The organism is Pantoea sp. At-9b (genome assembly GCF_000175935.2).
Taxonomy (GTDB): Bacteria; Pseudomonadota; Gammaproteobacteria; order Enterobacterales; family Enterobacteriaceae; genus Pantoea.
Genome location: NC_014839.1, coordinates 23980 through 37272, shown reverse-complemented (window position 1 = coordinate 37272; position 13293 = coordinate 23980). Strand labels below are relative to the sequence as shown.

The following is a 13293-nucleotide window of genomic DNA, read 5'->3' as shown; positions in this document are numbered from 1 at the left end:
AGTGCTGAGAATAACTCTCAGCACTTCAGGTTAATTCCAGTACAGTTCAGTGTCCCAGGCCCTCAGCAGTTCTGCCGAGTCCATTACTACACCAAGGAAAAGCGATACAATTGTACGGCCTGCCGCTTCGAGGTGTTCATTTGTACCCGCCGTAGCGTCCTTAAGCACAACGACCCTGTAATTTCGATTTGATGCATCAAATGCGCTGTTCAAAATACAGCAATCATTGTTCACTCCAGTAAACACAACCGTCTCCACCTTCATTTGCCTGAGCATGAAATCCAGATCGGTGGGGTAAAAGGCTGAGAGCCGCTTCTTGGTATCAACAATTTCGTCGCGGGGGTCGAAGTGAGTTCGCAACTTGGTCCATTCCGATCCCTCAAGCCCATGGAGAGGGGCTCCGGGGATAGGACCAAAGTATTCTGGCATTGTTAAACGCCACGCGGCAGGAATACCCTTCGAATCATCGATCCCAGAGGGACGAAGTGTTGATACAACATGGATGACGGGAACGCCTAAATTTCGTGCCTGCGCGTGAAAAGCATCAATAGCACTGACAACATTTCGCCCACGGGGGGCGGGGCAAGGACAATCCGCCTTTTCACTCAGATGCCCTTCATGCATATCAATAGAAACGATAGCTGTGGTTTTACGGTCCAGATATGCCATAAATTCAGGCGTATCCGGCATGGTTTTTTCTTCTTCATAGACATAATAGCGGGTCATCGAGTATTTCCTTAGTCAGGCCAGATCGGCCGAGGCTGCTGGAATATTTTTAGGTTTAGTGGCCTGCAATGAGAGATAGACACCGCCCAGAACAAGAACGCCCCCAACCAGGTCAACTGAACTGACACTGCCACCGGACAACAGAGTCATGATTGCTGTAAAAGGCACGACCAGATTGAGTGACTGGCCCGCTACACCGGGTTCAATATATTTTGATCCGTAGTTCCACAGGGCATAAGCCACGGCAGAAGGGAAGATGGCAATGTAGGCCATGGACCATGAGGCAGCGGTGGTTGAAGGAAAAGTCACGCCATGAACAAGCATGTAAGGAGCCATGGCCAGAGTGAAGAATGTCATCTGCAGAGCACAACTAGTCAGTGGCGGTAGTGAAGGGCCCTTGTGCGCGACGATGTTATATCCGGTCCAGCAACAAATAACACCTAGCATCCAGATATCACCCGGGTTGAGCTTTTGTGAGAAAATAACAGCAGGGTTACCTCCGGTTAATACCCAGAGCACTCCACAGAATGCAATGGCGATCCCGGCCACTTTTTTCGTGGTTAATTTTTCCTTCAGGAAAAACACTGATGCAATAATGATCAGGGCTGGATTAAATGCATTAATCAACGATGCGTTGATCGGGGTGGTACTACCTAGGGCCTCGTAAAACATGAAGCTGTAACCTGCAATTCCCAGTGCGCTCAGAAGCAGGATTTTGAACCAGCTTTTAAGTACCACGCGCCAGTCTGGTTTTTCGATGAAATTGGCAAGGATGAGCATTGGGAGCGCGGCAGTGCCCCATTTAATAAACATCAGACTCATTAAGGGCATAGATGCAGCAGCGACACCACCCAGCATAAAATTGCCACTAAAACAGAGAATTGAACCAACCAGAGCGGCACAGGCAAGTAATCTTTTTCCGTTCATATCTAAACCCCAGTATTAAAGTTAGTTCGTTACAACGTTGAATTTACTTTCCGCCAATTAACCAAGATCATAGAAAGCCCTTTGATGTCATTAGCAGAGAGTGAATTGATTATTTTGCAATGCCTGTGCCAAGTTTTGAAAGAAAGTGAGATTTATAATATTTAAATTGCGACAGTTTGATGTTTTTTTAGGACGTTTAAATAGTCGTTACCAATGAAGTCAATGGTGATTTTTCAAGATGAGTGTTTGAGTGCATTAAATTGGTGCAAAAATTTTATGAAAACAATAACTACATGTTTTTTATCTTTATTTTTTGCGATGAAATTGCGCGGTCAAGCACTAAATTAAAGCGTAAAACGCAGTTAAATGAACCTGAATACTTTGTTGAGAAATTTTTACTTGAAGGTGTGTGACGCGAGGGGAATAAAAAAGGCACCCTTGGGTGCCTTAAGAAATCATTTCTGGAAGAGAGGTGCAAATAATTCCGGGCGATTATAATGACCTGCGGTATCAATGATGAGCTTAGGAATGATAACGTCTTCCAGGTTAATATCCGCGAAGAGAAGTTCTTCGTCCATACCTGTACCATCAATAATTAAATTTCCTGAAGGGTCGAGAATTGAGGCACCGGGAAGATATGCGCGTTGCTCTTCCAGGAAAACGCGTTGCTCTTCCGTTTCAGCCACAGCATCAATGTATTCAGGGGTGATTCTTGACACTGCATTCACGACGAAGCATTTCAGTGAGTAAGCAAGCCCCGCAGTAGCGGTTAAAATGGCGTGTTGCATATGGAAGTAAGGATGGAAGTACATTGGCCATGATCCAACATGTACGACCGGGTAATTAACTGCGGCTGCATACATTCCCAGCATGTTGGAGTTTTCTCCACAGATCAGGCCTGACACTACACCGAAATTTGTTCTGAAGGTGTTGTAGTGACCAGTTTTTCCTGGCGTATGGACCTGACGTTCTCCAGTTGTAGGTACGTACTTTTGATGTTTTCCTGCAATGATACCATCACGGGTGATGTGTACCTGCGTGTTATGCATACTGCCGTTTGTCATCGGACTACGTTCATTAATACCGACTACAGCATTGATATTCGCTTTGGCACATGCCTCAGCGATGGCTTTCATATGTTCGCCATCCATCTCCACAGATTCGAGGAAAAGACGCTTGTCTAGTTCACGTGCTTTTGGTGACTCTGCCAGCGTTTCATACCAGTTCGGAAATGTGGGTATAAAAGCTTCAGGAAACGCGATAAGTTCGGCTCCTTTACGCCCAGCTTCGAGAATCAGTTCACAGGCTTTCTCTGTCGTTCCATTCAGATCGAGAAAAACAGGAGCAGCCTGCACGCCGGCAACGCGTATTTTCTTAAATTCCTGACGAGAAGAATTTGTCATCATCTTTCCTCTGTGGAGTCGAAACTCATAAACAACGGTGAAAACAGCATTCAGAAATCATAGTTCTGTATGCAGCAATTTTATTCTAACGTTAACAACCGACAAGAATATAACGACTACATTTTAAATGAGGTCATGTAAATTAATTCTGGCCATCTGCATGATGAATATAATCATAATAATCTTTCGGTGTCACCTCAAAAATATCGAATGTCCAATTTTATTTTTTATCAATTAAATCAGATGGATAGGATGTTATTTGGAAAGGCGAACTCACCATTATGGTGCGTTTTAATATTTTTGCACTATGTTGGCGATCGGTAATGGTGCGATATAAATTTGAATAATTGAAGCTTAAAGAAAATAAAAAATCCACCCGGGCAGGTGGCATAAATACATCACAACAGATTAACGCAACAAAGGATTATGAAAATTTGTGCGCTTTTTTATTATCCTTATCTTCAATGACTTCACTTTGATCTTTATTAGCGGTCGAGAATTTCCTTGTTATCTCAACGTAAATAACACCGCCTAACGCCAGTACACCCCCTGAAATCAGTGACCACGTGAATTTTTCTGATAAAAACACAGCAGCCATGATTGCTGTGAATACGGGTATCAGATTGAAAAATAATGATACACGTGATGGGCCCAGGCGACGCGAACCTGCCATCCATGTAAGCGGTGCCAGAACAGAGGCGCCGATCGCAGAATAAAGCACCATACCGGAGGTCGCCATTGTCAGTGCATGCTTTTCAGAAAGCAGATAGACCGGCAGTAAAACAATACACGCAGCGACAGCCTGAAGATATAAAGACACCGATAACGGAACTTCAATGTGCCAACGTTTAAGCAAGACATTATACACTGCCATAGCAAAGGCACCGAGCAGCATCATCCCGTCACCCAAATTCAGACCGTGGCTTATCAGCTGGCTGATATGGCCACCAGAAATTACGATCAGCACTCCTGCAAGAGAAATGACCGCCCCTGCGACTGTATTCATTCCCGGCATGGTACGGAAAAGCATGCTGGCCAGGATGATCGCCATTAATGGCATTAGAGCCTGAATGATGCCCATGTTCATTGCTGATGTGTAGGCTGCAGCGTAATAGGCGAGGCATTGGAAAATAACACCACCTAAGACACCTAATATAAAGATCTTCCCAAGGTTCTGGCGTAATATTGATGCATGAGTAATTAAAGGTCGAATGACAAAAGGAGTCAGTACAATCGTAGCAAGGAACCAACGAAGAAAACTTATTTCATTGGGGGAAATTAGGCCTGAGGCCATTTTTGTAATAACAATGTTCGCGCCCCATAGAATGGCAGCGAGTAGTGGAAAAATGTAATCCATGGTCTTTCTTGCCTGTATTCAAAATAACGTATACAACATAACAGGCGTCCATAAATGTTGATATACTCATTTATAGACAAAGTGTACACAGGAGAAGACATATGATGATCGAAGGTGAGATACCCCATTTGCAGGAGTTTCCTGGTGACCTCTATTTCAGGCACGATCGCCTGCCAGCAATGGAATGGAAGACGCATGCGCACCCCTGGGGTCAGCTAAACTATGTCTCGCATGGTGTAATGCACCTCGAAATTGACGGTATCCGATTCTTGTCGCCTTCTCAGTATGCTGTATGGATCCCCCCTTTTGCTGACCATTTCTCCTTTGCCTCCAGAGACCTTGTCTATCGAACGGTATACATCTCGTTAAAGCTCTCGAACCGACTCCCCTCAAAACCCACCACGCTAAATGTCAGCCCCGTGCTGCATGCCATCCTTGATGATTTTGCATTGCGTGACGTAAGGGTACCAGAGACAGAGGAGGACTTGAGAATGGCACAGGTGGCACTGGATCAAATCCTGCATATAAAACCCCACGAAACCTATCTCCCTTATGCGGTGTCAGATGAACTTAACAGTGTAATTAAGGAGCTGCAGTTGAATCCGGGAGATCGTCGGTCTGTTGAAGATTTTGCAGAGCAACTACATATGACGTCCCGAACTCTTGAAAGACGCTGCCAGCGAGAGCTGGGTATCTCATTTGGTGAGTGGCGTTCAAGACTTAAGTTTATGCACGCAATTGAATCCCTCGAAGCGGGACTGACTGTTCAGCGGATTGCTCTGGAATTAGGATATACAACACCCTCAGCCTTTATTGTTATGTTTAAAAGATTTACAGGAAAAACCCCTGAACAATATAGACTAAATGGATTAAAACAGCGGTGAACTTAATGAAAAACCCGTAAGGACCTTTTTTAGTTATCCTCAACCTTCGGGTTTATTCTTCCATTTAAAATCCTTTTTTATACAGGACAGTTATCTCCCCTCATGAGAGGGGATGCCAATTAAACTTGTATGTCAGGATATATATGACACATGAGCGCCAATTATTTTCCATCCATCAGGGAATCGAGACCAGCATTGCGTCTGTCTTCCACATTTATCTGAGTCAGGGGTGAAAAATTCAGTATGTGCAATTGCATGATCTTTACCTGTCACTATGACATGGATTGCTGTCACACTTCTGGGTTTAGGTCCTGCTGGACGAGCAGCCCTAAATGCCGCAATGGCTTTTGCACCGTATAAGTTTTCATTAGGTCCGTAGCGAACGATTTCCTCTGAATTCAGGAAAAATGCGTTGATGGCATCCAGATCATTTTCTATAAGAGCTTTATCATAGGCTTTTACGATATCTGTGATCTCTCTAACTGTTTTAGGGTCATTCATAATCATTATGGTTTCCTAATATCACTGGAGTATACCTTATTAAGGACTCTTGGTTGTTTATTTAAGACAATTCATGACAAGTTTCTACTTCATGAGGCTGAATAGGACTTACAAGTACCCTTATTTTATTGAATGTGCAAATGGAATTGTTATCTCTTGAGGGGGTGTGCTTTGATGACATATATTGCACCATTAAGTCGCACCTGATCAATTATGGAACTCCAATGTGGTGCTTAACTATCGATTTATCTTATTCAAAATCACATTTATTTAATTATTCGATGAATTCGAATTGTTAATTTTAGCTTTCGTCCCTTGTCACTTTAATTTGTAGTTGTATTATTTTTGTTACCAGCTACGAGATGGAAAGTATTTAATTTAGAAGGGGCGGATATTTTGAACGAAAATGAAAAGATTTCTCTGCAGGAAAGAGGTTTTGCAAAGAGTATTGGCTTTGGTAAACGTCCGGCTCTGTTAATCGTCGACTTTGTGAATGCTTTTACCGACCCCAGCGCACCTCTAGGAGGCAAAGCAGATCGGCAAATCATTATTACCAACTCCATTATCAGTTTTGCCAGAAAGAATGATGTGCCGGTGTTGTTCTCAACTATACGGTATGACGGGCATGAGCTTGAGGATGCTGGAATTTGGATCAACAAGATTGGTGGTCTCACTACTCTGGCATCCAATCTAAAAGGTAGTGAAGTAGATTATCGTCTTGACCGCCGTCCTGAGGATGCAGTTATCGTGAAAAAATTCGCAAGCTGCTTTTTTGGCACTGATTTAACGTCCCGACTGATCGCGAAACAGATTGATACGTTGATCATTACAGGCTGCACCACAAGCGGATGCGTAAGAGCCACAGCTGTTGATGCCTGTCAATCAGGTTTCAGGCCAGTGGTTGTAAGTGATGCTGTAATGGATCGTGTTGAAGCTTCTCACCATCAGAGTCTGATTGATATAAGCCTTAAATACGGTGATGTTCTGACGTCCCTGGAAACGATGGCCAAGATTGAAAACCGTCATCAATAGGTAAGTTAATCAGTCAAATTTAACAGGAGTCATTATGAAGCGAAGCGCGATCGTAGTGGGCGGGTCTATAGCCGGTTTACTTACTGCGAACATTCTTGTTCGCCATGGTTGGAATGTGAAACTCTTTGAGCGTTCCTCTAAGGGGCTGGAGGCCCGTGGTGCTGGTATTGCCATGCAAAGGACACTCCGTCATGCACTGGAACTCTCAGGAGTCGATGTCAGCAAAGAACTTGGCATCGGTATTAACAACAGGATTGGCTATTATCCGGACGGCTCAGTAGTAGCGCGCTGTGAATATGCTCAGACAACTACCTCCTGGGGGCTACTTTATGAAAGTTTGCTGACCGCACTTCCCGCAGGCATCTTCCACAAAGGCGCTATGGTTGAAAGCGTTATTAGCGAACCTGACTTCACCAAAGTCCGTCTAAGCACCGGTGAGGTGCACCAGGCGAGTTTGGTGATTGGGGCTGATGGCATACACTCAAGCGTTCGTGAAAACGTAGCCCCTGAAATTAAGCCCACCTATGCAGGGTACGTAGCATGGCGCGGTATGCTGGAGGAAAATGAGTTTCCGTCTGAGTTATCCATTGATGACTTCAGCAGTTTTAGTTTTGGTTTTTTAAACAACGAGGAAGCTGTTGCTTATCCTGTAGCGGGTCCAGGGGGATCGATTGAAGTTGGCACGCGACGCTTCAATATGATGTGGTACCGCCCGGCACCAAAAAATGAGCTGTATGACATCTTAACCGGTTCAGACGGGGTTCATTATCCCACTGGTATCCCGCCTCATTTGATACGTACTGACGTTATTAACAACATACGCAAAACGGCTCTTTTATTACCTCCTCTGTTTGCGCGCACTATTCCTGCAATGAAGTCGCTCTTTGTACAGCCCATTTTCGATCTTGAAAATGAAAATCTCAACTTTGGAAGAGTTACGTTAGTTGGTGATGCCGCATTTGTTGCCAGGCCTCATTGCGGTGCAGGTGTTAGTAAGGCAGCTGCTGATGCCGTTGCTTTATTTGAAGCATTGGAGGCGCATGAAGACATTCCTGAAGCACTGGAAAAATATTCATCAGACCGTGTCATGGCCGGTAAAAATGCCGTCAACTGGGCTAGAAAACTTGGAACATACTTGCAATGTGAAGGAGATAGACAGTCTGACAATGGCAAACCTGTTTCGGCGGAAGAAGTCGTCAGGTACACCGGTATTGAGTTGAGTGAGATAAGTAACGTTCTTTTCAGTTAATGGTATAGATAGGAGATGAATATGCAATATTCTGATCACATTACTGAACTGCAGGTCAAGGTGGTTGACTCTGCTACAGACTGTCCGGAGCTTCACATTGTGGATGGTCAGGGAACAGTCAAGGTACTGTTCTGGCCGGGGAATGGTTCACTGAAACGCAGCATGCACTATCACCAGCTGCAAGATGGAGCCAGTCTTTTTCCCCTGCAGCATCCTTTTGATTGTGTTTACTACGTCCTTAAGGGGACTGGAAACATCAAAGACGGTTTGACCGGGGAACAACAAAGTCTGGTTGAAGGCAGCATAATCCATATTGATAAACACGAAAGTTACACAATTACTGCCGGAAATGATGGGGTAGATTTTGTAGGGGGGCCTTGTCCTCCCGATAATAAGTTGTATGAAAAGATAAAATCTCAAGGGGAACATTAATATGCCGATTCGTCTCTTCCACCGTGATAAACCCACCTTGAAGGTCCCGCTGATTTCGAAAGATGCACGCTTTATTGCATGGCCGGGAACGAATATCTGGAAAGCGACGATGGGATACGTTGTTCTCGAGAACGGTGAAGCGAACGCTCCTCATACGCATGCATTCTCTGACGACACTATCTTTGTGCTTGAGGGAACAGGCATCGCTAGAGATTACACCAATAATCTTGATATACCTGTCTACGCGGGCTGTGCTGTCAATGTTCCTCAAGGGATTGAGCATGCAATTCTGGCTAATCATGACGGACGAATGGTCAACATTGGCGGCCCATCACCGGCTGATTTGGGAATGCTTAAGCATATAGGCGTTATCTCTATGGAAGCTGAAATTCCGGAAGACTAATGCAATGACCTTATTGGGCTGGAATTAAAAAATGACAACTTATCTGTGTAATGCATGTGGAACGGCGTACCCTGACTCGGATAATCCGCCAGAAGCATGTAAAATTTGTGATGATGAACGCCAATACGTTCCTTCAAGTGGCCAGAGTTGGACTGAACAAAATTCGCTAAATAAAAGACATCGTAATGCCTGGCGTCTGATGGAGCCCGGGTTATTCTGTCTCCAAACTGTTCCGGCTTTTGCTATTAATCAGCGAGCATTTTTAATTACAACACCTGCAGGCAATATTCTTTGGGATTGTATAGCGCTTCTCGATAACAGCACGCGTGAAATTATTCATTCACTCGGAGGCCTGAAAGCGATAGCAATCTCTCATCCTCATTACTACACCACGATGCAGGACTGGGCTAAGGAATTTGATTGCCCTGTTTACCTTCATGAAAGTGATAAGGAGTGGATTGTAAGACCCGATAGTAAGCTTCATTTATGGCAGGGTCGTGAAATGGAGTTGTTCCCAGGTTGTAAACTCATCTGCCTTGGTGGACACTTCGCCGGTGGAACAGTCATGTTATGGTCAGACGACGGAGACAAAAAAGGTGTCATACTGGCTGGAGACATTGTACAGATAACACCGGGTGCTCATCATGTGTCTTTCATGTGGAGTTATCCTAATATGCTTCCACTGCCGATAAGGCAGGTGAAAGATCTTAATGAACGGATTCAGCCATACTGTTTTGAAAAAATATATGGTGCATTCGAAGGTCAAGATGTTCTCAATAATGGTAAAAAAATTATTTCAGAAAGTGCTGGGCGATATATGCAGCTTTTGAATGGGGGTGATTAATTTTAAATCTGGTTGGTTTTTGATTTAGAAATACATCTGTTTATAAATCTCATCTGATTTGTCCTTCTGAGTTAATAAACACAGAGGGTTGATTTTTTTGACCATACACAACTGGAGTATTTCGCATGTTAAAAGTAAAGCTGAAACCTGCCTTACGTTTTTCCTTCGCCGCAATTTTACTGTCATTTTATTCAAATGTGACGACGGCTGCCGAAAAAGTCCGGGTGGGGGTAATTACTAAGACTTATTGGCCTACCGTGATTGTTAATTATGGTATAGATAATAAAATTTTTTCTGATGCTGGAATCGATCCTGAAGTTACTGTTTATCGCAGCGGTGGCGATGCATTTCAGGCAATGGCTGCAGGTGCCGCAGATATCATTATGGGTGGACCTGCAAGCACCGCTACGGGGCGTGATAAAGGGATAGACAGTAAGATGGTAGGTGGAGGGGGTTCCGGTATTGCCGGTTGGTTCCTTGTTGTACCTAAAGATTCCACGATTAAAAGTGTGTCTGATTTACAGGGTAAAAAAGTAGGTATTACATCAGCTGGATCAAGTTCAGATATTCTGAGCAGATGGGTGGGAGAGAATAACCATATTAAATTTACTCGAGTTCCCTTAGGTGGGGCTGGACTTGTTCCAAATTTGGAAAGTGGCAATGTTGACGCTGCTTTATTTTATGCACCGATTAGCTATCAAATGATTTCTTCGGGTAAAGTGCGACCGATTATCGATTTCAGTAAAATGCTACCACCTGTACTTGGAGATTTGTGGGTAAGTCCAGATAGTTACATAAGTAATAACTCAAAGGAGTTACAAAGCACCATCAACGCAATCTATAAATCAGTTAAAGAGTTTCAGTCAGACAAAAATGCCGTGAGCATCATTGCAAGTAATGATGGCGTTTCCCAAGAGGTCGCCAAGCAGGAGTTTGATGAAATTTATAAACCTTTGATCACTGATGGCTCTATCGATATTGAAAAGATGACGCGTTGGTTAGATATGGCGAAAAAAGGGGGAATGAATAGCGTTGCGCCAGTTGAAAGTATCTATACATCATCATTTCAGATTAAGTAAAAAATTAAATTAAAGGTATGGAAAATCTGGTATGGCTTACAGAAATGGCATTGTGCGGATTTTGTGCCTAGTTGTTCTGGCATTAATCTGGGAACTCGTGAGTCAGAGCGGCTGGGTTTCTTCCCAGCTACTTCCTCCGCTGAGTGAAGTTACGTTAACTGCTTATCAATTGATCCAAACAGAAGAGGTTCAGATTAATTTAGCTTCGACTATGATAGTGGTGTTTTCTTCGTTTATAACAGCAGTCGTCATAGGCATTCCTGTGGGAATAATGATAGTCTCAAACTGTTACTGGAAGAAGGTACTAATGCCATTTGTCATGTTTCCTTTGGGAATTCCTAAATCAATATTTTTGCCTGTTTTTTTACTGGTTTTTGGTATTGGTTTCGGACAGAGATTTGCGTTCGGCGTATTTTCTGCCATTTTCCTTGTTATTATGAATTGTGGTACGGCTATTTCTTCCGTTCAACCGAGTCATCTTTTTACTGCTAGAGCATATGGGGCAAGTATGGGACAGATAAGCCGATACATTTATCTTCCGGCCATGCTTCCAACAATATTAGAAGGGTTACGCCTTACGATGATTTTCACACAAACTGGAGTGATACTTGCAGAGATGTACGCATCCAGAACTGGTGTCGGAACACTGCTTAACAACTGGGGTGAGGCTTATCAAATTTCTAACCTCCTTGCTGGTATTTTATTAATTTCATTATTTTCAATTTGCATTAATGAAGCGTTCATATGGTTTGAACGCCGGTTAATGGGAGCATATGAATGAATCAGGTTATTGCAAAAAAAGCTTTCGAAATTGACCGTTTAAATCTCTCTTATCAGAAAGGGACTGAAAAAGTTAACGTGCTTTCGGACACCTCTTTTTCGATAGAACAAGGTAAATTTATCGTCCTGGTAGGTCCCTCTGGATGTGGGAAATCCTCATTGCTCATGACGATGGCTGGATTACAGGAGCCCAGTAGTGGAAGCATCATTTGCAATAATCGGGAGTTGAATGGGGCTGACCCGGACAGAGTAGGGGTTGTTTTCCAGGATTCTAACCTATTTCCTTGGATGACAGCGATTGACAACGTAGCGTTTCCATTAATGTTAAAAAAAGAGGCGAAACATATGCGCCTTGAAAAAGCACGTAATGCGCTTGAACTGGTGGGTCTCTCTGGTAGCGAAAAACGCTATCCCAGAGAACTCTCGGGTGGTATGCGACAGCGCGTTTCCATTGCACGTGGATTGGTTCAAGATCCTCCTGTTCTCATGATGGATGAACCTTTTGCGGCTCTGGATGAACAGACCCGTTTAGAAATGGGTGATGAATTACTTCGTATCTGGAGCAGAACAAAGAAAACAATCGTGTTTGTCACTCACGGTCTCAGCGAGGCGGTTTATCTTGCAGATGAGATTTATGTGATGGCTGCTAGACCTGGAAGAATTGTAGAAAAAATTAAGGTTGACCTGCCTCGCCCCCGTACGTTTGAAACCATGTCGATGCCATTATTTAATGAAATACGTGATCATATTTGGTCTAAAATCAGGAAATCATGATGGTGCTTAAAGTTCCGGCACGTTTCGTGCAAATATTATTGGTAATTATTTTAGCCAGCATTTGGGAGTTGTTACCTCGTGCTGGACTTGTACCTCCTATTTTTCTGCCTAGTTTATCCGCTACGCTTATTGCAGGATATACGGATTTTGCTGAGTTAAGTGGCCACCTTACAACAACACTCGGTGAAGTTGCGCTTGCACTTTCCATATCATGTTTGACTGGTGTAGTTGCCGGACTACTGGTTGGTATCAGTGTAACTGCACGTCCGATTATCTTACCTATGGCTTCAAGTGCCTATGCAATTCCAATCGTCATTCTCTATCCCATAATAACAGCATGGCTGGGGGTTGGTGCTGAGTCAAAAATTATATTTGGCGGATTTTATGGTTTCTTTCCTGCATTTCTGTCAGTCGCTGCGGGAGTACATTCGATACCTTCTGCCTATGTATTGACAGGTAGGAGCTTGGGAGCATCTCGGCTTTCTCTTGCATGGTATGTTTTAGTCCCTGCAGCTCTGCCTACGATTCTTGGAGGCATAAGACTTGGAGGTGCTCTGGCCATTGTCGGGGTGATTGTAGGCGAAATGCTTACTTCATCATCTGGTCTGGGTTACTACATATCGTACAATCGAACCATGATGGATACCCCAAAGGTTTATTCTGGGATTATTCTCGTTATTCTTTTAACTTTAGTATTTGACTCATTTATCGGTTTTTTACAATGGTTAACTGAGAGGAGAAGATAACTACTTCTTTAACGCATAGCAATTCACTATATGACATATAGTTATCCGATATTTGTATTAAGGTGTTGTGAGCTGTATATTCTAATGGCCAGGAAGTGAATTTTTTATCATGTATGATAGCCATGGCATTGGGATTCTCAAGGTAATTCCAGTTTC

The 13293-nt window shown here is 43.5% G+C and carries 15 protein-coding genes; 10 read left to right on the top strand and 5 right to left on the bottom strand.

What is annotated here, in order from left to right; genetic code table 11:
• Positions 1 to 30: 30 nt before the first annotated feature.
• The 4 genes from PAT9B_RS24125 to PAT9B_RS24110 all read right to left on the bottom strand — a co-directional run bounded on the left by PAT9B_RS24125 (position 31) and on the right by PAT9B_RS24110 (position 4413).
• The gene (locus tag PAT9B_RS24125; protein ID WP_013511916.1) at positions 31 to 726 is read right to left on the bottom strand and encodes a cysteine hydrolase family protein; all 696 of its coding nucleotides are present in this window, start codon (positions 724 to 726) and stop codon (positions 31 to 33) included.
• A 15-nt stretch (positions 727 to 741) separates the two neighbouring features.
• On the bottom strand, positions 742 to 1653 hold the full coding sequence (locus PAT9B_RS24120; RefSeq protein ID WP_013511915.1) for a DMT family transporter: 912 nt from the start codon (positions 1651 to 1653) through the stop codon (positions 742 to 744).
• 455 nt (positions 1654 to 2108) lie between these two features.
• A complete protein-coding gene (locus PAT9B_RS24115; RefSeq protein WP_150105863.1) occupies positions 2109 to 3059 on the bottom strand; it encodes a nitrilase-related carbon-nitrogen hydrolase in 951 nt (316 codons plus the stop codon).
• Positions 3060 to 3480: 421 nt separating this feature from the next.
• Complete coding sequence (locus PAT9B_RS24110) at positions 3481 to 4413, bottom strand: DMT family transporter (protein WP_013511913.1); 933 nt, start codon at positions 4411 to 4413, stop codon at positions 3481 to 3483.
• Positions 4414 to 4514: 101 nt separating this feature from the next.
• Between PAT9B_RS24110 and PAT9B_RS24105 the strand changes: the two genes are divergently transcribed.
• Positions 4515 to 5297 (top strand): helix-turn-helix transcriptional regulator, encoded by a 783-nt coding sequence (locus PAT9B_RS24105; protein WP_013511912.1) that lies wholly within the window; start codon positions 4515 to 4517, stop codon positions 5295 to 5297.
• A 132-nt stretch (positions 5298 to 5429) separates the two neighbouring features.
• On the opposite strand, the gene PAT9B_RS24100 is transcribed toward PAT9B_RS24105, so the two are convergent.
• Positions 5430 to 5804: an AtzH-like domain-containing protein gene (locus PAT9B_RS24100; RefSeq protein ID WP_013511911.1), complete on the bottom strand. Its 375-nt coding sequence runs from the start codon at positions 5802 to 5804 to the stop codon at positions 5430 to 5432.
• A 390-nt stretch (positions 5805 to 6194) separates the two neighbouring features.
• Between PAT9B_RS24100 and PAT9B_RS24095 the strand changes: the two genes are divergently transcribed.
• From PAT9B_RS24095 to PAT9B_RS24055, 9 genes are all read left to right on the top strand, one after another.
• Positions 6195 to 6830 carry an isochorismatase family protein gene (locus PAT9B_RS24095; RefSeq protein WP_013511910.1) on the top strand — a complete coding sequence of 212 codons (636 nt, stop codon included), beginning with the start codon at positions 6195 to 6197 and terminating at the stop codon, positions 6828 to 6830.
• A 34-nt stretch (positions 6831 to 6864) separates the two neighbouring features.
• On the top strand, positions 6865 to 8079 hold the full coding sequence (locus tag PAT9B_RS24090) for an FAD-dependent monooxygenase (RefSeq protein ID WP_013511909.1): 1215 nt from the start codon (positions 6865 to 6867) through the stop codon (positions 8077 to 8079).
• 21 nt (positions 8080 to 8100) lie between these two features.
• Positions 8101 to 8511, top strand: coding sequence for a hypothetical protein (locus PAT9B_RS24085; RefSeq protein ID WP_013511908.1), 411 nt, complete (start codon positions 8101 to 8103; stop codon positions 8509 to 8511).
• 1 nt (position 8512) lies between these two features.
• Positions 8513 to 8914 (top strand): cupin domain-containing protein, encoded by a 402-nt coding sequence (locus tag PAT9B_RS24080; protein ID WP_013511907.1) that lies wholly within the window; start codon positions 8513 to 8515, stop codon positions 8912 to 8914.
• 31 nt (positions 8915 to 8945) lie between these two features.
• Positions 8946 to 9758, top strand: a complete 813-nt coding sequence (locus PAT9B_RS24075) for an MBL fold metallo-hydrolase (RefSeq protein WP_013511906.1) — start codon at positions 8946 to 8948, stop codon at positions 9756 to 9758.
• Between the two features lie 125 nt (positions 9759 to 9883).
• Positions 9884 to 10837, top strand: a complete 954-nt coding sequence (locus tag PAT9B_RS24070) for an ABC transporter substrate-binding protein (protein ID WP_013511905.1) — start codon at positions 9884 to 9886, stop codon at positions 10835 to 10837.
• A 31-nt stretch (positions 10838 to 10868) separates the two neighbouring features.
• A complete protein-coding gene (locus PAT9B_RS24065; RefSeq protein ID WP_013511904.1) occupies positions 10869 to 11618 on the top strand; it encodes an ABC transporter permease in 750 nt (249 codons plus the stop codon).
• Positions 11615 to 12391, top strand: coding sequence for an ABC transporter ATP-binding protein (locus PAT9B_RS24060; RefSeq protein WP_013511903.1), 777 nt, complete (start codon positions 11615 to 11617; stop codon positions 12389 to 12391). The genes PAT9B_RS24065 and PAT9B_RS24060 overlap by 4 nt, the downstream gene beginning before the upstream one ends.
• Positions 12388 to 13137 carry an ABC transporter permease gene (locus tag PAT9B_RS24055; protein WP_150105862.1) on the top strand — a complete coding sequence of 250 codons (750 nt, stop codon included), beginning with the start codon at positions 12388 to 12390 and terminating at the stop codon, positions 13135 to 13137. Before PAT9B_RS24060 ends, PAT9B_RS24055 begins: the two co-directional genes overlap by 4 nt.
• Positions 13138 to 13293: the final 156 nt, after the last annotated feature.